Below are 18,483 nucleotides of genomic sequence, written 5' to 3'. Positions count from 1 at the left end.
CCGTGCCCGAACGCCTTGAAGACCTTGAGCTCCAGCTGCTGCTGGAGGCGCTGTACCAACGCTATCACTATGATTTCCGGCACTACGCCCGAGCGTCGATCAAGCGCCGCGTGGTGCAGGCGCGCGACCAGATGGGCTTCGCCACCCTCTCAGCGTTACAGGATGCAGTCCTGCATGACCCGTCTATGCTCCCACGGCTACTCGGATATCTCACGGTGCAGGTCAGCGAGATGTTCCGGGATCCGACCTATTTCAAAGCGCTGCGGGAGAAGGTGCTGCCGCACCTCCGCACCTATCCGTCGCTGAAGGTCTGGATCGCGGGCTGCAGCCACGGCGAAGAGGTCTATTCCCTCGCCATCCTGTTTAAGGAGGAAGGCCTCTACGACCGGACTCTGTTCTACGCGACCGACATCAACCCCGACGCGCTGGAAGCGGCCGAGGCGGGCGTCTATCCGATGGATCGCTTGCGCAAATTCACTGAGAACCATCAGAAGGCCGGCGGGCGGTCGTCACTCTCCGATTATTATACCGCTGACTACGGTCGCGCCGTCTTCGACAAGAGCCTCAGGAGCCGCGTGGTCTTCTCGGACCACAGTCTGGTGACGGACGCGGTCTTTGCCGAGATGCAGCTGATCTCCTGCCGCAATGTGATGATCTATTTCGATCGCGCCCTCCAGGATCGCGCCATCGGCCTGTTCTGCGGCTCGCTCCCGAGGAACGGATTCCTCGGACTGGGCTCCAAGGAAAGCCTTCGCTTCTCCAAGCACGCGTCCGCCTACTCCGAGTTCGTCCGCGACGAAAAAATCTATCGGAAGCTCGCAGCGTGAGCGGGAGCAAAGCGAAAGCCGTGGCGATCGGCGCCTCGGCCGGCGCGGTGCAGGCGCTGCTCGAAATCCTGCCCGCCCTACCCGAGGATTATCCGTTCGCTCTGCTGGTCGCGGTGCATGTTCCCCCCGACCGCGATAACGCCCTTGTGCCGCTCCTGCAGTCGCGGTGCAGCATTCGGATCAAGGAAGCGGAGGACAAGGAGACGATCAGGACAGGCACGGCCTATCTCGCCCCTTCCGACTATCATTTGCTTGTGGAAGCGGACCGGACACTCGCCCTGTCGTCGGATGAAGCCGTGAACTATTCCCGGCCGTCCATCGATGTACTGTTCGAAAGCGCCGCCGACGCCTTCGGCGCGGACCTGATCGGCGTCATCCTCACCGGCGCCAACGAGGATGGCGCCGCCGGCCTTCAGGCGATAAGCTTCGCTGGAGGGCGCGTCATTGTAGAAGATCCCGAGCATGCCTATGCCTCGGCCATGCCCGAGGCGGCGCTGAAGGCCTGCCCTGGCGCGCCGACGATGCGTCTGGAAGAGATTGCTCACTACCTCGCGGAGCTTGCCCGATGACATATTTCGAGGCTCCGGCGACGCTGCTCCTGGTCGATGACCTGGAGGAAAACCTCCTCGCGCTCGAGGCGCTGCTGCGTCGCGACGGCCTGACGTTCCTGAAAGCCCGCTCCGGCGACGAAGCGCTCGAGTTGCTGCTTTCCCACGACGTGGCCCTGGCGCTGCTCGACGTCCAGATGCCGGGCATGGATGGTTTCCAGCTGGCCGAATACATGCGGGGCAACACCCGAACACATCATGTGCCGATCATCTTCGTCACTGCCGGCAGTTCCGACCAACAGCGGCGATTCAGAGGTTACGAAGCCGGTGCTGTGGATTTCATCCAGAAGCCGATCGAAGCCGACGTCCTGCGGAGCAAGGCGGAGGTCTTCGTCGATCTCTACCGCCAGCGGCGGCAGATCCTCGCGCAGCGCGATGAACTCGAAGCCCATGCCGCCGCCCTCAGGACCGCTAACCAACGCAAGAACCAGTTCCTCGCTGTGCTGGGTCACGAGCTTCGCAATCCGGTGATGGCCCTGAGCGCAGGCCTGCAGCTGGTCGAGCGCGAGGTCGACCCGGTCAAGGTCAGGCTGATCCGGGAACGCATGGCCACTCAGGTCTTCCACCTGTCTCGGTTGGTCGAGGACCTGCTCGACATCTCGCGCATCGACCAGGGCAAGATCACCCTCCGGCTCGAACGGGTCTCGCTCCAGACCGTGCTCGATTCAGCCATCGAGACCAGCCGGCCCAAGATCGACGCCGGACGCCACACGCTCAGCGTCGATCTGCCTGATGAGCCGATCTGGGTCATGGCCGACTTCACCCGGCTTTCACAGGTTGTGAGCAATCTTCTGACGAATGCCGCCAAATATACGCCGCCCGGAGGCCGCATCGAACTTGTGGCCACTGTAGGGGCGGACTTCGTCGAGATCGCGGTCACCGACGACGGCGTCGGGATATCCCCTGAAATGCAGAGCAAGGTGTTCGACCTTTACACCCAGGTTGCAGGTCCAGACGCCCGATCGTCTGATGGGCTCGGGATCGGTCTCTCGCTGGTGAAACAGTTGGTCGAGTTGCACAAAGGCAGCATCTCCGTTCACAGCGCCGGGACGAACCAGGGCAGTTGTTTCACACTGAGGCTGCTGCGGTCATTCTGAAGCTGGGTATTGCAGCCGATCGAAGCCGGGTTGGACTGACAGTAGTCCTTATTTCGACAATACCGTGATTGGTAGTCGGCCAACGGCATCAGAGCGACAAAAGCCGACGTTGGGAGAATTTCAGCATTCGTCCGTTAAGCTGGCCTCGCGATTGCCGGCTCGGGGGCCGCGCCAACCGCTGCGGATCGAACGAACGGACCCGGCGTTGCAGTTGTCATGCTAGGAGCGTCGATACTCTTCTCTGGGGGATGCGCCTGCGGCGCGGTCCGCTTCGGAGCTCGGTCTGAACCGTTGCGGATAGGGCTCTGTCACTGCATGACGTGCCGAAAGGCTCACGCCGCCGCTTTCAATCCTCTCGTCGTTTTCAAAGCCGAGGCCATCGAGGTTTCTGGTAAACTGCGGAGCTGGTTTAGTTCGCCCGGGTACGATCGACAGTTCTGCGGTGACTGCGGGTCCCGGGTTGTCGCCTTCAATGGCGATGAGGTGGAAGTTTCCTTGGGAGTTTAGATGAGCCTGGGTTGCTCGATCCTCAGTACGAATCGTGGGTAGTCCGTCGAGAACCGTGGCTGTGCGTTCTCGATAAACCGCAACACCCTCGCGAGCGGCATACGTAACGTCGCCAGCGCGCCAGGAGCGGTCATTAGTCCTCCGCTCCAAACCTGACATTCGGCCGAAACAGGGTCCCAAGGACAGCGTGGACCCTAGATGCGGGCTGCGACGAGATAGGCATGGCAAGCGCGCGGCAGACACGCAACCGCTCCAGATTGCCATCGGAGGGATCGGCCTCCATCACCATGCGCACCGATCCGCCCAGCAAGGCCGCCAGCATGAAGGCCACGGACGCCCGATCCGAAAATCGGGCGTCCGGCGCACTGGCCAGCAAGGCGTCGAACATCTCCGTCAGCACTTTTGCCGCCCGCCCCATCGGGACGGAAAGATCGAACTCGGCGGCAATCCCCTAGATCGCTCACGACCACACCATGTCCGCCATCTTGGCGTCGAGCCACGCCGCCGCCAATCCTTCCGCCAAGGTCTTCAGGCCCGCCCCCATCAGGCGGTCGGACTCGGCGCACATCGTTTCTTCGATCAGAAGCAACTGCCTCCCCACGATCCCGAACAGCAGGGCCTGCTTGTGCGGGTAGTACTAATACGTCGTGCCAACCGAAACGCCTGCCCGCTCGGCGACGCGCGTGGTCGTCAGCCGCCCCGCGCCGTCGGCCAGCAAAAAAACCTGAATGGTCGCCTGCCGGATCGCCTCGATCGTGGCGGCGGAGCGGGCCTGTTGCGGCGATTTGCGGGGCTGCAGCAGCGTGGGGTTGGGCCGGTTCAAATGCGAATTCCAAAGCTGAAGGATGCTTCATTTTTAAGCCTCATTTCGTCCCCGCAAGGAGTTTCCCATGCAAACTGTCCTCATCACCGGCTGTTCGACCGGCTTCGGCGGCGAGACCGCGCTGGAGTTTCTCGACAAGGGCTGGAACGTCGTCGCCACCATGCGCGACCCGACCGCGAGCACCCCGCCCGCCGCAGGGCATTTGCAGGTGCTCCCTCTGGACGTCACCGATCCTGACAGCATCGCTGCGGCGGTCGCGGCCACGGGTCTACGCCCAGCGCTCCAACGTTCAGTGTGATCTTCACGCTCTAACCCTGAGCACACTGAGCAGCCCCTTCGCGCCGAGAGCTGATTTTCGATCGACCGCGTTTCGGCGAACTTTCGAAGCATCGCCGGCAGGACAGCTGATTGGGCTAGGTCGCCATGTCGAAGCTTTCCGGCGTCGCGAGACGCCATGCTGCGCCATAGAAGTCCCGGTCACAGTCGCCCCCCAACAACTCGCCCTTCTCGAGGAAAATATGCAGCTGCGAGAACAGTCTGATCTCCGTCAGGCTGACACGACGTACGAGATGGTGGGGACCAAGCCTGCTCGGATGGTCCAGGCCCGCTGCAGCGATCATCTCAGACAAGGTCAGCAGCGTGTTCCGATGGAAGTTGTGCACGCGCTCGGCCTTGTCGCTTACCACGAGCGCTCTCTGACGCATGGGGTCCTGCGTGGCGACGCCGGTGGGGCACTGGTTCGTATGGCATGAGAGAGACTGGATGCAGCCGATGGCGAACATAAAACCGCGTCCCGCATTGGTCCAATCCGCGCCAAGCGCCATCACCGTCGCGATGTCGAAAGCGCTGACGATTTTGCCGGCGGCGCCTACCTTAATCTGGTCCCGCAAGCCCGCACCCACGAGGGTGTTGTGAACAAAGAGCAGGCTCTCACGAAGGGGCATGCCCAGGTGGTCTGCAAATTCGAGAGGCGCGGCGCCCGTGCCGCCCTCAGCGCCATCGACGACGATGTAATCAGGCAAGATGTTTGTTTCGAGCATCGCCTTCACAATGCCCATAAACTCCCAAGGCTGACCCACACACAGCTTGAACCCAACCGGCTTTCCGTCGGACAGCGCACGCAGCTGAGCGATAAAATGGATCAGTTCGAGAGGGGTGCTGAAGGCCGAGTGCCCAGGCGGGGATATGCAATCGCGGCCGACCGGAATGCCGCGTGTAAGAGCGATTTCGGGGGTGACCTTTTGCCCAGGCAAGATTCCGCCTTTCCCGGGCTTCGCACCTTGGCTGATTTTCAATTCGATCATTCGAACCTGTGGATTCACCGCTTGCTCGGCAAAGCGACGGGGATTGAACCTGCCCTGATCGTCGCGGCATCCGAAGTAGCCGCTTCCAATCTCCCAAATGAGGTCGCCGCCATGCTCGCGGTGATAAGGGCTGATTGAGCCTTCCCCCGTGTCGTGGGCGAAACCACCAAGCTTGGCGCCCTTGTTCAGCGCTCGAATCGCGTTGGCGCTCAGCGCGCCAAAGCTCATCGCAGAGATGTTGAAGATTGAAGCAGAGTAAGGCTGCCGACAGTCCTTGCCACCTATCAAAATCCTGAAAGCGCCGGGATCGGCTGCGGGAACCGGCCTTGTCGAGTGCGCGATGAACTCGTAGCCGTTCTCGTACACATCCAGAAGCGTGCCGAAAGGACGGTCGCTGACCTCATTTTTGGCGCGCGCGTACACCAGCGAGCGCTGGCTACGGGAGAACGGCGTCTCCTCGTGCTCGTCTTCGAATAGATATTGCCTGATGCCAGGGCGGATATCCTCGAAGAGCCAGCGAAGACGACCGACAACCGGGTAGTTCCGTCGAACCGAGTGCGCCGGCTGGCCCAGATCATACACTCCCAGCGCAGACAGGGTCCCCGACAGGGCGAACACCAGCCACGCCCAATAGGCAGGAAGCGATGGGATGACCAAAAGCAATGCAACGAGACTCGCCGCAAGAGGGGCAAATCGAATGAGTGACACGAGAAACTCCCAACCCGGTCCAGAGACGTATCGTTGACCGGGCAAAAATGACGTCCACACGGATGGACTTTTGGAGGCGTTCAGAAAGCCCATTCTAACAGCCGCAAGGAATCCTAAACCTGCGGCCGTCCGGCGGTGCTGAAAGTCAGCCAACCGCCACGAAGATCAGCCCAAGACAGCCAGCGCCGGCCAATGAAAGGATGATCCAGCGCCTCCTCTTGTGAGGCTTCATGACCTGAAGTCTCAGATTGCTGCGTGTGTAGAAAGGCGGCCTAGGACGCCCGACCTCAGAACCTACGATGTTGTGTCGTTGCCTCATCACGCGCCTCTACCAGTAATGCGATTGAGCCAGGGGGTGACAAGCCGCCAGGGCAAGCCGCCGGATAGTGTCTCGACGCGTTCGAAAAGCTTTGGGATCGAGCAGAGCATTGCCAGCCGGACGTCGTCGCGGGCAGGAATGGCGGGGTGATCCCACAGTAACTCCTGGAGCGCTGCGTCCTGCCGGATACGCTGCGGCAGGAGGTCGAAACGGGCGTCATGGTCCAGATCCCGCGTGTTGCGCTCCTCGATCTCGGCCACCAATGCGTCAGTCTCCGAGGCCTTGTGGGGCCCCTGTCTGAGAACGCGCTCTGCAATCACCGCCCGCTCTGCAGAAGGCACGGACGTTTCGACCAACACCTTAGTGCCGCCAGTGTCTCGCACGCCCGTCACCAGCGCGAGGGACATCAGCTGGTCGCGGGCAATGGGCGAGAAGGCGAGCTCGGCCGCCTTGCCGAGGATCAGGTCCGTATTGGCCTCGCCGGGACGGCGGGCCTCTAGATCGAGACGATCCCACCACGCGGCGCTTATCGCTTCCGATGCGGCGGCTTGCAGCAACGTCGCGTCGCTAGAAGACATGCGCGTCATGAGAACTCACCACGTCCAGAACCTTTAACCGGTGCGGCCGGCCTCTGTCGTCGACCCAGCCGAATTCAGCCTCGACAGCCAAGCCGAGGAGCGCGGCGCCGACGAGGCTGAAGACTGAAACCCATCGCTTGTCGATATCGGCGTCCGCCGGCAGAACCAGCCGGATTTCCCAAATTTGGCCGCTGCTGTGATCCTCGTAGGTGATCCAGCTGCCGATCCGGCAGAAGGGTCGCGTGTCCGAGGTCTCGTCCACCATCACGGCCCGGTCGAGCTCCTCCTCGAGCAACAGGGCCGCTGCCGAGGACGGCGCGCTGCCGATCATTGAGGCGAGGATTGCGTGGTCTTGGGTGGTGATCAGAAGCCGAGGCTTTCTGATCGCCTTTGAAAGGGTTTTTGTCATGACGAACGTCCTTGTCGCCTGCGACCGGAACAGGGCGCGACTGAGCCGCACCAAACGGCGCATGGGTTGACTAAATGAAAGCAAGGTTTCGCACGCACGACAGCACGTCATCGGCGTTATCGAGGCGGCTTATACTGTAAATCGCGTGCAAGGAAACAATCCCCAAACCCTGAGCGTTCGCTCAATACGAGTTTGGGGCTAGACGCCTCCGACGAAGCGTCCTGCGTGAAGCGTATCCCGCTTATGTACGGCGCGTTTCCACATTACGGGGACTGTGCGCTCCCGAGACCCTGACTGTCAACTTTGGGCCGGCCTCGTAAGTCTTTCTTCCGGGATCCGAACCGGCATTCGGCCAAAAAGCGATCTAGCCGCTTCCGGCACCCGCGATCGGCAGTCTCCACCCCCGCCGAATCGCCACCACCCGCAGACCGAAACACGCAAGGCCGCCGGCCAGCGCCGTGACGAGCACGGGCAGATGTAGCAGACTGCCCCCGGCCACGATCGCCGCGCCGGCCAGCGCGGCCACCGCATACAGGTCCGACCGAAGCACCGCCGGAATTTCCGCTAAGAGGACATCGCGTGCGACCCCTCCCCCGATGCCCGTCAGCATTCCTAGCAGGGCAGCCATCGCCGGACTCAAGCCAAAGAAGAGGGCCTTCTCCGTGCCGGCGACGGCGAACAGCGCGAGGCCCATGGCATCGAGCATGCGGACGGGATTCCGCAGCTTCTCGATCACGGACGACCAGAAAAATACGATAGTTCCGGCACTCAGGGACACCGCCAGATACCGCCAGTCCTGCAGGGCCGCGGGCGGCGACGCGCCAATCAGCACGTCCCGGGCTATGCCGCCGAAGGTGGCGGCCGCGAAGGACAGCACTAGCACGCCAAACAGGTCGAGCCGCCGACGCACGCCCGCCATAGCGCCGCTGAGGGCGAAGGCGAATGTGCCGCAGAGATCCAGGACCAGCACGAGAGCGCGCAGAAATTCGTCGGTCCCGTGGGTCTGGATCACGATGGTAAATCCTTGGAGCACTAATGGACTAGCACCATCGACCTTATAGATCGCCTGACTTACCGATCTCATAGCGGACAGAACCTTGTCCGCTCTTCGGCTGATGGGCGAAACGCGCTGTGGCCGGAAGGTCGATCTCGCCAGTCGCCGCCAACCGAAACCACGGTGCTTGGGCAGTGCTCCAAAGCAGACGTCCAATCGCCGCGTTGAGTCAAACGCGGCGGTCCGTGAGCAATGACCGAAATGCGCCGATACTGCTGAAAAAGTCGGCGAGCCCGCGGTGGTCGGCCCATTTGGCCCAATCTGGCGACGCCGCGAAAACTAGGCGATTGATTTCGTTGGAGCAGGACTTCACGCGCCGCTCGCATTTTGCACCGTTCCAGCCGCTACCTGACTTTTTTAACAGGATCCGCCAGTAGCGGTCATTGGAGCCATGTCCGAAAGGCGACCTCCGATCCTCGGGCGGATGTCCGTTATCCGGCAGTGTGCCTAAGGTCGGGCTCGACCCGTTACGGACAAAGTCAAATCTCACCGTTCCTCTTTGCCGATCCACTTCGTTTCGGTAGGCAACCGATGGGTCTTCAGAGCGTCAAGCAGAGCGGTTGGCTCGTTCGCCACCACAATCATGTCTCGGTGAACCTGCTTCAGGAAAGCTTCGTCAATGACATGGTCGAGGAAGGCGAGCAGGTGATTGTAGAAGCCCTTAACGTTTAATAGAGCGCAAGGCTTGGCATGGGTGCCGAGCTGGGTCCACGTCCACACTTCGAAAAGTTCCTCGAACGTGCCGATGCCACCGGGTAAGGCGATGAAACCGTCCGAGAGGTCAGCCATTAGCTGCTTTCGCTCGTGCATAGAGCCGACGATCCGAAGGTCATTAAGCCCTTTGTGGGCCACCTCGCGCTGAACCAGTGCCTCCGGGATGACTCCAATCACCTCGCCGCCCGCTGCTAGCGCGGCGTCAGCTACCGCCCCCATCAGACCAACAGCAGCACCACCATAAACGAGACCGATCCCCTGACCGGCAATCAACCTGCCAAGGTCTTCGGCAGCCTTTCTGTAGTCGGGCGATACACCGCTGCTTGAACCGGAAAATACACAGAGACGACGCATGACCGAACCTCGGAAACTTTGACGCCGAGGCGCATACGGCATCCCATTGATCGAAGCCACCTTCGATGAAGCATCCGCTAGCCACCCTTGGCCGAAGTTTGGCGGCGTCCGCTTTCGGGCCGCCTGGCCAGGGTCCGGTGTGGGGCCAGATAGCTATGTCGCAACTCGACCCTTACCTGACGTTACTCTCGACCCATCTCGGAGAAAAACTCAACGAGACGGATGTCCCGCTGGCGCCTCGGCGCCGGGAGCCACCAGCGCCTCGATCTGGCCCAGGCGTTCCTTGCCGAAGAACATCTCGTCACCGACGAAGAACGTGGGGACTCCGAAGGCGCCGCGCTCGACAGCCGCCGCCGTATTGTCCGTCAATTTCGCTTTCACTGTATCGCTCTGCGCTGATGCAAGCAGCCGATCAGCGTCGAGACCCGCCTCCGTCAGGATCGAAGCCAGAACGGCCGGGTCAGACATTAGCAGGCCGCGCTCCCAGAAGCCCGCCAGGACGGCGTCGATATAAGCATCGAACTCTTCGCCCGGCGCGCAGGCGGTCAGCGCCCGCATGGCCAACAGGCTGTTGACGGGAAAATGGGGATTCATCTGGAAGGCGGTGAGGCGGTGCGCCTGGACGAAGCGCCGAATCTCGAGCATCTCGTAGTCCAGTTTTCCCTTGATCCCGGCATAGGCGCTGAAGGGCGCCTGATTGCCGGTCGCCTTGAAGATGCCGCCCAGGAGGCAGGGAATGACATTGAGCTTCGCACGGGTCCGTTCGGTCAAAACCGGCAGGGCGCGATACGCCAGATAGGCGTTTAGGCTGGCGAAATCGAAAATGAAGTCGATGGTTTTCGGCATCACCAGTTTTCCTTCCACGGGCGGAGGTCGAGTTCGAAGGTCCAGGCGCTGCGCTGCTGGTTGTGCAGCCAGACGTAATTCTTCGCGATCTCATCGGGCTTGAGTACGGCGTCCGCGTCCAGCAGCGCCTGGATGTCGGGCGCGATCGAGCGGGCGAAGACGCCGTCGATCATGCCGTCCACCACGACATGGGCGACGTGGATGCCCTGCGGCCCCATTTCGCGGGCCAGGCTCTGGGCGAGTTGGCGCAGCGCCGCCTTAGCCCCGGCGAAAGCCGAGAACCCGGCGCCCCCCCGGGTGGATGCCGTGGCGCCGGTGAACAGGATCGTGCCCTTGCCCCGCGGAGCCATGACCCGGGCGGCTTCTCGCCCGGTGAAGAAGCCGGACAGGGCCGCCATCTCCCACACCTTGGAATAGACCTGGGCCGTCGTGTCGATGATGGGAAAGCGCACGTTGGCGCCGATGTTGAACACCACGACCTGCAAGGGACCGACCTCGGCCTCGATGTGATCCACCAAGCCGATCATCTCGGCCTCGATCCGGGCGTCGACGCCGAAGGCATGGGCCTCGCCGCCCTCGGCGCGAATGGAGGCGGCGACAGCTTGTAGTTGGTCGAAATTGCGGGGGCGCCGCGTTATGCAAACGGCCAAACCCTCACGGGCGAACGCGCGGGCGATCGCCGACCCGACTCCGTCTCCGGCGCCCACGATCAGGCAGGAAGGCTTGAGCGACATGGTGATCTCCGAACGCGCCAGACCGTTTCATATCGAAACTTACCCCAAGTCAATGGAGCGGCAGACCTGTTCGTCGTCGATCGGCTACGGTGAAGCGGCGCAGCGCGCCGGTCGAAGTTCGACCCTGGCCTACTCCGCAACGCCTTACACCGATTTAAAAAGGCCAAAGCGCCGTCTCCGGGGCCTGGCGGCAGCCCCGACCGGATCTGTCAGTGTAAAAGGCCCTGAATCGAGAGCGGAAGTCCTCGCTCCAAAAGGGTCACCATTCGCGAGGAAAAACTGCATCCCTCCGATAGCGACAGTCTTGGTGTCGCACTGGATCACCACCTGACTGATTCCATAAATTGGCAGGAGCCGCTCGGGCAGCATGGCGACCATCATGTCGAGCGTCAGTTGAGACCCTCGCCGGCTAAAGCTCAAGCGATCGACGGCGACAGCCCCTCCGGCTTCTCGAGGAAGCTCGCGCCAGTCGCCCGCTTGCGCCCACCCCGCCAGAAAAGACAGGTCATGCCAACCAGGACCATCATGCGTATGTTCGGTGCCGCCCCCTATGTTGATCCCTTGTTAGATCCACACTTGAGGGAGAGCACCTGACCAATACCGTCAGGTATGGCGCTGTTAGAATGACTTTCGCTAATCAAAAGCCTCTAGGGACGTATATTTCAATCGAAGCCGTCGAATTGCTCGAACAGGGTAGAGAGCTCAGGAGAGACCATCCGGAGTTCTTGCAGATTGCGAGCCGTTAACTTCGAAAGGCAATCTTCTCCGGCGGCGGTGAGGCAGACATCGACCTCCCGCCGATCTTCCGGCGCAGACCGTCGCGCAACAAGGCGGCTCTCCGCAAGACGGTCGATCAGTCCAGCCGCGCTGTGCGGCTTGAGAAGCAAAAGCCTGGCGACATCCCCAATTTTAACCGGCCCCGAGTAGCCTTGGGACTTTATGATCAAAAGCGCCTGGTGCTGCTGCGACGTCAAACCAACCGCCTTGGCGCCCTGTTCCGCAAAGGCCAGATATTGCCTTATCGCTACCCGAAATCTCGCCAGGGTCTGGAAATCTGTCTGCGTCAGAGCGTCTGGCGAAGTGTCTGTATCCACAGACTTTGGCCCCGAACAACCTGCGGAAGTGGTCACAGTTTTCATAGTCGCCGGTTGCGGTCAAAAACCGACCAGCCGAGCAGGCCTAATGCGAGGGGGATTAGGAGTATCGCCATCCAGCGGGCAGTATGATTGGCTGTGAGGTTTCCATACACCAGCATGAATATGCCCAGTAGTAGCAAGGCCATTCCAGACGCCGCTGCTATTAGAACCCGCGTCATGCCTAAATCTCCGAGTTGCGGGGCTGGCCGAGCTCGCTGGCAAAGTAGGTCTGTGTCCCTACGAGAGCATGCCGGCGATCTTCTATGACGACGTGAACCCCCTGCCCCTGTTGGGCAAACCGGGCGGCTAGCCGACGCGCCGCTTCTTCAGCAGCCGCACCGGAGGGATAGCTTAAAATCTCGAACGTCGGACTGCAGTCGACAATCCAAGACCCCTCGTCGAAACGGACGGAAATCTGGAGCTCATGCGGGCAGGCCAGATCTTGCTGCCTTGAAACACTGTCCATCACGCCACCTCGAAACCGAGATTGTATCGTAGTCCGATATAACCACGACCTGCTTCCTGAGGGAAGGGCGCATCGAAAATCAGGCAGGGTGGAGCGTCAGGTAAATCCTCACGAGTTCCGACAGACTTCCCGCTTTCATCTTGGTCATCAGATTGGCGCGGTACACCTCGACCGTGCGGGGGCTTATGTTCAGATCGTAAGCAATCACCTTGTTCGGGTGTCCCTGCACCAGGCCAAGGAGAACGTCTCGCTCTCGTTGTGACAGGCTGTCGAAGCGAGACGCCATCTCCCGGCGCTGCCCTTCAGCGGACAGCGCACCTTCCGCCTGTCCGAGAACACGGCTGATCGAGCCCAACAAAACTTCATCGTCGAAAGGTTTTTCCACGAAATCGATGACGCCTGCGCGCATCGCTTCTATCGCGAGAGGCAGGTCCGCATGCCCCGTGATCACGATCACAGGCTCGTTCGATCCGGAATCTCTGATCCTTCGGGCCAGCTCCAAACCATTGATGCCGGGCATACGCACATCTGTGATGACGCACCCAGGCGCTCTGTCGCGCTCAGCCAGGAAGGTCTCCGCCGATTCATAGGTCCGCACCTTCAGGTCTGCGGTCTCGAGCAAAAATGCCGTCGAGTCGCGGACTGCCTCGTCATCATCGATGACGTACACCGTCAGCTCAGCTGTCATGGGGCAAATCCTCTGCAAGGCTGGCGCGCTGAAGGGTAAGGTGGAAAACTGTGCCGCCTTGCGGCAGGGCTTCGAACTCGATCTTGCCGCCATGAGCTTCGATGATGGTGCGGGAAATCGACAGGCCCACGCCCATCCCTGTCCGCTTGGTGGTTCTGAAGGGCTCGAACAGGTGCTCTGCAGTTTCCGATCCAATGCCAGAGCCGGTATCCGAGACCGATACACGAGCCATATCCTCCTCCCCGGACACCCGTATAGCCAGCCGTTTTGATGTCGTATTTTCCATGGCCTCCATCGCGTTGCGAATGAGGTTCAACAGGACCTGCTGGATCTGGACCTTGTCCACCAGGACGCCGCCGACGAGCGGATCCATGTCGAACTCAACCTGTATGCCTGCCTCCCGGGCGCCGACCAGCGCCAGAGCGCCAGCTTCCTCGACCAGTGCAACAAGATCCTCAATGCGACGCTCACTCTCTCCGCGAGCGACGAAGTCGCGCAGGCGCCGGATAATCTCGCCCGCGCGCAGGGCCTGTTTGGCCGCTTCACTGATCGCGTGGGTCAGACGATCATCTGATATCGCTTGGGCTTGCAACAGACGTTTGGAACCCTTGAGGTAGTTGGTGATCGCAGCAAGAGGCTGATTGAGCTCATGCGCAAGGGCTGACGCCATCTCGCCGAGCGCAGTCAGTCTGGACACCCGGACCAGATCCTCCTGAACCTCCTGAAGCCGGGCCTGGGCCTGCTGCCGTTCGGTGAGGTCTCGCACGAACCCCGTGAAAAAGCGGCCCTCGGAAGTGCGCATTTCACCGACCGCCAGCTCCATCGGAAATGTCGAGCCGTCCCGGCGTTGACCCATGACGATCCGCCCCCGGCCGATGATGCGGCGCTCGCCGGTTCGGTAGTATCGCTCAAGATAGGTATCGTGCGCCTCACGGTGAGGATCGGGCATCAGGATGTTGACGTTCTGGCCAACAGCCTCATCGACCGGCCAGCCGAAAAGTCGCTCCGCCGTCGGGCTGAAGGCGCGCATCACACCCTTCTCGTCGATCAGAATCATCGCATCGGGGACAGTATTAAGGATCAGGCGGAGATGGGTCTCGCGCGCTGACAGATCCCGGTGAGCACGTTGAAACCACTCGCCGCCGACAGTCACGGTCACCGCGACCCCGCAGAACAACACAGCCTCGATGACGAGGGCCTGGCTGAAGGGCGTAAGCAGAAACCCGGCGGCCAGGGTCAACACCGTCGCCAAGATTCCGGGGCCCCAACCGCCAAGTGCGGCCCCGGCCACCACGGCAGGCACGAAAACCAGAAAGGCGCCGTGGTCTCCAAGGGTTTCGCCCAGGATCAAGCGCAGCCCCACGCCGAATGCGCCGACAAACAGGGTCGCCGCCAATGCAACCCAGGCCGGCGCCGGCTGGATAAGTGAGGACGGGGCCGTCTCAGGGGGCTGGATGGCTCGCATCGACACTCCATAACCCGGTTTGACGGCCGATGCCGCCTCCGAGATTCCCCTTAGGGACAAGACCCAAATATCGACGACGATTGCCTCCTTCTACACCGTCATCAACTTCAAACGCCGCCCAACGCGGCCCGGAGGTCTCCCGGACCTCAAGGAACCAGGCCATGACCGCCCCCCTCGTCGATCTCTCGGTCCATCATCAGCCAAAAGGCATCTCGGACCGGGTGGCATTCAGCTTCACCAAGCTGCTTCGCTTCTGCGCCGACACGTTTTTCGCCAAGCGTTACGGTCACCGCGCCGTGGTGCTTGAGACCGTCGCCGCAGTGCCTGGAATGGTCGGCGCCACGATCAACCACCTGACCTGCCTGCGCCGGATGTGCGACGACAAGGGCTGGATCAAGACGCTGATGGACGAGGCGGAAAACGAACGCATGCACCTGATGACCTTCATCGAAATCTCCAAGCCCACGCTGTTCGAACGCTTCGTCATCGTCTCGGTGCAATGGGTCTTCTATCTCTTCTTCTTCGGTCTTTATCTCGTGTCCTCGAAGACGGCTCACCGCGTAGTTGGCTATTTCGAGGAGGAAGCCGTAACCAGCTACACCCACTATCTCGCAGAAATCGACGAGGGGCGTTCACCCAATGTGGCGGCGCCCGAGATCGCCAAGCGCTACTGGGGTTTGGCGGATACAGCGACCCTACGCGACGTGGTTCTGGTCGTACGGGCCGATGAGGCCCACCACCGCGACGTCAATCACGGATACGCCAACGAACTCGGCGGACTTCCCATCCAGGCGGTCGCCCCCTGCCCGCCGCACGTCACGCTCGAGCCTACGTGGAAGACGGCCGCTTGAGAGACCCTGTGACTGCGTCGAGACAGCCATGACCCCATCTCCACGCCTGGGTCCGGGCGTTGCCGCAGGCGTCACGGAATCGATGATCCATGATCTTGTGCATAGCTTCTACGCCGAGGTTCGGATGGATCCGCTCCTCGGCCCGATCTTCGACCGGGCAATTGGCCGGGCCTGGGATGAGCACCTGAACAAGCTGTGCGACTTCTGGTCGTCCGTGCTGTTGCTGAGCGGCCGATTCAAAGGAACTCCGATGGCGGTTCATGTCGGCATCCCCGATATCGGCGCACCACATTTCCAGCGCTGGCTGGACATCTACGAGCGGGTTGCCCTCGAGGTCTGCCCACCCCACGCGGCGGCGCTGTTTGTCGGCAAATCTCGAATGATCGCCCGGAGCCTTCAACTTGGGATCGCCGTCCAGCGCCGTGAGCCGCCAGGCTCAGATTTTCCGAACGCCTAGCTCGCTCTTTTCTCCCCCTTCACATTGCTGCACCAAGGAGACCTCTGATGGCCCGAGCCCTCAGTGAGCGCACCATCGCGCTTGTCAAAGCCACCGTTCCCGCTCTCGAAGCCCACGGCCTCGACATCGTCCACGAGATGTATTCGCGGATGTTCCAGAACCCCGAGATCCGCGACCTGTTCAATCAGTCCCACCAGGGCGACACGGGCTCGCAGCCGCGCGCCCTGACCGGCGCGATCCTTGCCTACGCCAAGAACATCGAGAATCTCGGCGCCCTTGCGGCTGCGGTTGAACGCATCACCCAGAAGCATGTCGGACTGCAGATCCACCCTGAACACTATCCGCACGTGGCAGAGGCTCTGCTGGGCGCCATCGCTCATGTCCTGGGCGATGCTGCAACCGAGGAAATCCTGAACGCCTGGGGCGAAGCCTACTGGTTCCTGGCCAATATCCTAATCACCCGCGAAGCCGCCATCTATGAGGACCTGGGGGCATCTAAGGGCGGCTGGAACGGCTGGCGAGCGTTCGAAGTGGTCGAGGTGCGTCCCGAAAGTTCGGTCATCACCTCCTTCATACTGAAGCCGATCGATGGCGGCCCGGTGCTGCGTCACCGCCCAGGCCAGTATCTGACCTTCTGGTTCGATGTGCCGGGCCATGCGCCAGTCAAACGCAACTACTCCATCTCCTGCGCACCCAACGACGAAACCTATCGCATCACGGTCAAGCGCGAGGCGCAGGGTTTGGCCTCGGGCTGGCTGCACGACAACGCCCGCCCCGGCATGGTGCTGAAGGTCGGTGCGCCTGCAGGCGACTTCTTCCTATCCGAAGAACCGCAACGCCCGGTCGTCCTGCTATCCGGCGGGGTTGGCTTGACGCCCATGGTCTCCATGTTGGAGGCGATCGTGGCGCGACATCCTGAGACCGAGGTCCACTACGTCCATGGCGCGCACGACGCCAAGACCCACGCTATGGGCGATTACGTTCGTCGCTTGACAGCTGCTCACCCGAGGGTGCGCAGCACCGTATTTTACGAAATGATCGCGGCGAATGACGCAGGGAACTTTGATCACCAAGGCGTGATTTCCGGCGCCTGGCTGTCCGAGCACACGCCGATCCAGGAGGCAGACTATTATCTCTGCGGTCCTCGACCCTTCCTTCGTGCCCTCGTGCTGGACCTGAAAACAGCCGGGGTTTCGGCAGACCGCATCCACTATGAGTTTTTCGGTCCCGCTGATGGAAGCCTCGCGGCCTGACCAAAGCGACCGGCCTGGAGACGATCGATGCCTGGCGGAGAGAGCCGCCAGGCGTCGGAACCGTCCAGCGCGACCCGCCACGGAGTTTCAGGCGGCCTTTGCCGATACGACGGCTTCGACGACGTGCGCGCGATAGAGAACGGCCAGCAAATCCGTTTGAGTGATGATGCCGACCAACACGTCATCTTCGTCGATTACCAGGGCTTCATGCATCGCGCCGCTTGATAAAGAAGGCAGGAGTTCTTCGATCGGAGTCTGCAAGCCCACGGTGGCGACGACGGGGTCTAATAGCTGGCCCACCGGCGAAACACCGCCAGCGAGCAGTTCGGCACGCCGAATGATACCGACTACGCGTCCGCGCGCATCGACGACGGGAGCGGTCCTGAGATCGTGAGCCTGAAGCTTGGCCAATGCGGTGTCCGCGGCCTGGCTGACGAACAATGAAATAACATCGCGCGACATGATGTCGGCGCAGGGAATGGCGCCATGGAGCCGTCGATGCGCCTGAACTTCTACATTGCGGAAGACCGCGTCGAGATCGTTGTGATTCACGTCCAGCAACTCGCCGTAGTGCGCAAGCGCCTGGTCGAGGTCCGCACGGGTATAGCCAAACCGCTGGAAGGGCGGGTTATCGCCAGTGCGGTGAGGGCTGAGGACCTGATCGACGCGACGGGGGTAGGTATGGCCCGTGACCCGCCCATAGAGGCTTCCTGCCATCACGAGCAGGACCGAACACAATCCAACTGGGACAAAGGGGTAGTCCAGTCCGAGCGGCGACGACGACGACATGGCGAGCGCTGCGCCAAGAGCAATGGCGCCGCCGGGCGGGTGAAGACAGCCCAACAGGCTCATGGCGAGGATGGCGATGCCGACGGCTGCGACCGAGGCCAGCAGCGGATCAGGAATAATGAAACCGAAAGCCAGGCCCACGATGGCCGACAACACATTTCCGCCGATGACGGCGCGTGGTTGTGCCAATGGGCTGGCAGGCAACGCGAAGACGAGGACGGCCGAGGCGCCGATTGGCGCGGCCAGCAGCGGCGAAAAGGAAATCCGGCCCTCGATCAGACAGCGGGCGAGCACTCCGCAGGTCGCGATCCCGATGGACGCCCCCAGACTGGATCGGACGGCTTCTGTTCGAGGGACCGACAGGCCCGCGACAAAGAAATTTCTAACGCCAAGAAACACGGCCTGCTTGTGTCGGAGTAAAGCATAGGCCTCAAGACAAATGTTCTGCCGCCGAACGACAGAAATTCTAACATCACCGAAAGCGGACATCGCCCCC

General features: G+C 61.5%; 22 protein-coding genes. 8 read left to right on the top strand and 14 right to left on the bottom strand.

The window, feature by feature from the left end; translation table 11 throughout:
- Positions 1-2 precede the first annotated feature (2 nt).
- The 4 genes from WC597_RS12190 (at position 3) to WC597_RS12175 (ending at position 3,039) form a co-directional block, all read left to right on the top strand.
- The gene (locus tag WC597_RS12190; protein ID WP_372693567.1) at positions 3-827 is read left to right on the top strand and encodes a protein-glutamate O-methyltransferase CheR; all 825 of its coding nucleotides are present in this window, start codon (positions 3-5) and stop codon (positions 825-827) included.
- A gap of 20 nt (positions 828-847) precedes the next feature.
- Positions 848-1,396 (top strand): chemotaxis protein CheB, encoded by a 549-nt coding sequence (locus tag WC597_RS12185; RefSeq protein WP_372693566.1) that lies wholly within the window; start codon positions 848-850, stop codon positions 1,394-1,396.
- A complete protein-coding gene (locus WC597_RS12180; RefSeq protein WP_372693565.1) occupies positions 1,393-2,532 on the top strand; it encodes an ATP-binding protein in 1,140 nt (379 codons plus the stop codon). The genes WC597_RS12185 and WC597_RS12180 overlap by 4 nt, the downstream gene beginning before the upstream one ends.
- Before the next feature lie 216 nt (positions 2,533-2,748).
- Entirely contained in the window at positions 2,749-3,039 is a 291-nt protein-coding gene (locus WC597_RS12175) for a GFA family protein (RefSeq protein ID WP_372693564.1), read from the top strand.
- 133 nt (positions 3,040-3,172) lie between these two features.
- Here WC597_RS12175 and WC597_RS12170 read toward each other — a convergent pair whose 3' ends face one another.
- Genes WC597_RS12170 through WC597_RS12160 form a run of 3 tightly spaced genes read right to left on the bottom strand, consistent with a single transcriptional unit; the run spans position 3,173 to position 3,862 of the window.
- Positions 3,173-3,439 carry a hypothetical protein gene (locus tag WC597_RS12170; protein WP_372693563.1) on the bottom strand — a complete coding sequence of 89 codons (267 nt, stop codon included), beginning with the start codon at positions 3,437-3,439 and terminating at the stop codon, positions 3,173-3,175.
- A 60-nt stretch (positions 3,440-3,499) separates the two neighbouring features.
- Entirely contained in the window at positions 3,500-3,628 is a 129-nt protein-coding gene (locus WC597_RS12165; protein ID WP_372693562.1) for a hypothetical protein, read from the bottom strand.
- Positions 3,629-3,676: 48 nt separating this feature from the next.
- Positions 3,677-3,862 (bottom strand): hypothetical protein, encoded by a 186-nt coding sequence (locus WC597_RS12160; protein WP_372693561.1) that lies wholly within the window; start codon positions 3,860-3,862, stop codon positions 3,677-3,679.
- 67 nt (positions 3,863-3,929) lie between these two features.
- Here WC597_RS12160 and WC597_RS12155 point away from each other — a divergent pair, with 67 nt between their 5' ends.
- Positions 3,930-4,160, top strand: coding sequence for an SDR family NAD(P)-dependent oxidoreductase (locus WC597_RS12155; protein WP_372693560.1), 231 nt, complete (start codon positions 3,930-3,932; stop codon positions 4,158-4,160).
- A gap of 115 nt (positions 4,161-4,275) precedes the next feature.
- On the opposite strand, the gene WC597_RS12150 is transcribed toward WC597_RS12155, so the two are convergent.
- The 10 genes from WC597_RS12150 to WC597_RS12105 form a co-directional block, all read right to left on the bottom strand.
- Positions 4,276-5,874 (bottom strand): FMN-binding glutamate synthase family protein, encoded by a 1,599-nt coding sequence (locus tag WC597_RS12150; protein ID WP_372693559.1) that lies wholly within the window; start codon positions 5,872-5,874, stop codon positions 4,276-4,278.
- A 318-nt stretch (positions 5,875-6,192) separates the two neighbouring features.
- On the bottom strand, positions 6,193-6,780 hold the full coding sequence (locus tag WC597_RS12145; protein WP_372693558.1) for a hypothetical protein: 588 nt from the start codon (positions 6,778-6,780) through the stop codon (positions 6,193-6,195).
- Positions 6,761-7,180 carry a GreA/GreB family elongation factor gene (locus WC597_RS12140; protein ID WP_372693557.1) on the bottom strand — a complete coding sequence of 140 codons (420 nt, stop codon included), beginning with the start codon at positions 7,178-7,180 and terminating at the stop codon, positions 6,761-6,763. The genes WC597_RS12145 and WC597_RS12140 overlap by 20 nt, the downstream gene beginning before the upstream one ends.
- 364 nt (positions 7,181-7,544) lie before the next feature.
- Positions 7,545-8,192, bottom strand: a complete 648-nt coding sequence (locus WC597_RS12135) for a trimeric intracellular cation channel family protein (protein ID WP_372693556.1) — start codon at positions 8,190-8,192, stop codon at positions 7,545-7,547.
- Between the two features lie 528 nt (positions 8,193-8,720).
- The gene (locus WC597_RS12130; RefSeq protein WP_372693555.1) at positions 8,721-9,302 is read right to left on the bottom strand and encodes a TIGR00730 family Rossman fold protein; all 582 of its coding nucleotides are present in this window, start codon (positions 9,300-9,302) and stop codon (positions 8,721-8,723) included.
- Positions 9,303-9,512: 210 nt separating this feature from the next.
- Positions 9,513-10,148 carry a 2-hydroxychromene-2-carboxylate isomerase gene (locus WC597_RS12125; RefSeq protein ID WP_372693554.1) on the bottom strand — a complete coding sequence of 212 codons (636 nt, stop codon included), beginning with the start codon at positions 10,146-10,148 and terminating at the stop codon, positions 9,513-9,515.
- The gene (locus tag WC597_RS12120) at positions 10,148-10,882 is read right to left on the bottom strand and encodes an SDR family NAD(P)-dependent oxidoreductase (protein WP_372693553.1); all 735 of its coding nucleotides are present in this window, start codon (positions 10,880-10,882) and stop codon (positions 10,148-10,150) included. Before WC597_RS12120 ends, WC597_RS12125 begins: the two co-directional genes overlap by 1 nt.
- 662 nt (positions 10,883-11,544) lie before the next feature.
- Positions 11,545-12,021, bottom strand: a complete 477-nt coding sequence (locus tag WC597_RS12115; RefSeq protein ID WP_372693552.1) for a MarR family winged helix-turn-helix transcriptional regulator — start codon at positions 12,019-12,021, stop codon at positions 11,545-11,547.
- A gap of 542 nt (positions 12,022-12,563) precedes the next feature.
- Positions 12,564-13,172, bottom strand: a complete 609-nt coding sequence (fixJ, locus tag WC597_RS12110; protein ID WP_372693551.1) for a response regulator FixJ — start codon at positions 13,170-13,172, stop codon at positions 12,564-12,566.
- Complete coding sequence (locus WC597_RS12105) at positions 13,162-14,637, bottom strand: PAS domain S-box protein (RefSeq protein WP_372693550.1); 1,476 nt, start codon at positions 14,635-14,637, stop codon at positions 13,162-13,164. Before WC597_RS12105 ends, fixJ begins: the two co-directional genes overlap by 11 nt.
- Positions 14,638-14,798: 161 nt before the next feature.
- Between WC597_RS12105 and WC597_RS12100 the strand changes: the two genes are divergently transcribed.
- Genes WC597_RS12100 through hmpA form a run of 3 tightly spaced genes read left to right on the top strand, consistent with a single transcriptional unit; the run spans position 14,799 to position 17,198 of the window.
- Positions 14,799-15,488 carry an alternative oxidase gene (locus tag WC597_RS12100; protein ID WP_372693549.1) on the top strand — a complete coding sequence of 230 codons (690 nt, stop codon included), beginning with the start codon at positions 14,799-14,801 and terminating at the stop codon, positions 15,486-15,488.
- Between the two features lie 28 nt (positions 15,489-15,516).
- Positions 15,517-15,945, top strand: a complete 429-nt coding sequence (locus WC597_RS12095) for a group III truncated hemoglobin (RefSeq protein WP_372693548.1) — start codon at positions 15,517-15,519, stop codon at positions 15,943-15,945.
- Positions 15,946-15,992: 47 nt separating this feature from the next.
- Entirely contained in the window at positions 15,993-17,198 is a 1,206-nt protein-coding gene (gene hmpA / locus WC597_RS12090) for an NO-inducible flavohemoprotein (RefSeq protein ID WP_372693547.1), read from the top strand.
- A gap of 87 nt (positions 17,199-17,285) precedes the next feature.
- Here the strand turns inward: hmpA and WC597_RS12085 are convergent, their stop codons facing one another.
- On the bottom strand, positions 17,286-18,476 hold the full coding sequence (locus WC597_RS12085; RefSeq protein WP_372693546.1) for an HPP family protein: 1,191 nt from the start codon (positions 18,474-18,476) through the stop codon (positions 17,286-17,288).
- Between the last annotated feature and the right edge of the window lie 7 nt (positions 18,477-18,483).

Origin of the sequence: Brevundimonas sp., assembly GCF_041648115.1 — a bacterium.
Lineage (GTDB): Bacteria > Pseudomonadota > Alphaproteobacteria > Caulobacterales > Caulobacteraceae > Brevundimonas.
The sequence above is the reverse complement of the archived record's forward strand: the minus strand, read 5'-3'. Positions and strand labels throughout refer to the sequence as shown.

What these genes read in the sequence shown, in the direction of transcription:
- WC597_RS12180 (WP_372693565.1), top strand. Translation starts at nt 1,393, where the DNA reads ATGACATATTTCGAGGCTCCGGCGACGCTGCTCCTGGTCGATGACCTG.
- WC597_RS12175 (WP_372693564.1), top strand. Translation starts at nt 2,749, where the DNA reads ATGCTAGGAGCGTCGATACTCTTCTCTGGGGGATGCGCCTGCGGCGCG.
- WC597_RS12155 (WP_372693560.1), top strand. Translation starts at nt 3,930, where the DNA reads ATGCAAACTGTCCTCATCACCGGCTGTTCGACCGGCTTCGGCGGCGAG.
- WC597_RS12145 (WP_372693558.1), bottom strand. Translation starts at nt 6,780, where the DNA reads ATGACGCGCATGTCTTCTAGCGACGCGACGTTGCTGCAAGCCGCCGCA.
- WC597_RS12140 (WP_372693557.1), bottom strand. Translation starts at nt 7,180, where the DNA reads ATGACAAAAACCCTTTCAAAGGCGATCAGAAAGCCTCGGCTTCTGATC.
- WC597_RS12130 (WP_372693555.1), bottom strand. Translation starts at nt 9,302, where the DNA reads ATGCGTCGTCTCTGTGTATTTTCCGGTTCAAGCAGCGGTGTATCGCCC.
- WC597_RS12125 (WP_372693554.1), bottom strand. Translation starts at nt 10,148, where the DNA reads ATGCCGAAAACCATCGACTTCATTTTCGATTTCGCCAGCCTAAACGCC.
- WC597_RS12120 (WP_372693553.1), bottom strand. Translation starts at nt 10,882, where the DNA reads ATGTCGCTCAAGCCTTCCTGCCTGATCGTGGGCGCCGGAGACGGAGTC.
- WC597_RS12115 (WP_372693552.1), bottom strand. Translation starts at nt 12,021, where the DNA reads ATGAAAACTGTGACCACTTCCGCAGGTTGTTCGGGGCCAAAGTCTGTG.
- fixJ (WP_372693551.1), bottom strand. Translation starts at nt 13,172, where the DNA reads ATGACAGCTGAGCTGACGGTGTACGTCATCGATGATGACGAGGCAGTC.
- WC597_RS12105 (WP_372693550.1), bottom strand. Translation starts at nt 14,637, where the DNA reads ATGCGAGCCATCCAGCCCCCTGAGACGGCCCCGTCCTCACTTATCCAG.
- WC597_RS12100 (WP_372693549.1), top strand. Translation starts at nt 14,799, where the DNA reads ATGACCGCCCCCCTCGTCGATCTCTCGGTCCATCATCAGCCAAAAGGC.
- WC597_RS12095 (WP_372693548.1), top strand. Translation starts at nt 15,517, where the DNA reads ATGACCCCATCTCCACGCCTGGGTCCGGGCGTTGCCGCAGGCGTCACG.
- hmpA (WP_372693547.1), top strand. Translation starts at nt 15,993, where the DNA reads ATGGCCCGAGCCCTCAGTGAGCGCACCATCGCGCTTGTCAAAGCCACC.
- WC597_RS12085 (WP_372693546.1), bottom strand. Translation starts at nt 18,476, where the DNA reads ATGTCCGCTTTCGGTGATGTTAGAATTTCTGTCGTTCGGCGGCAGAAC.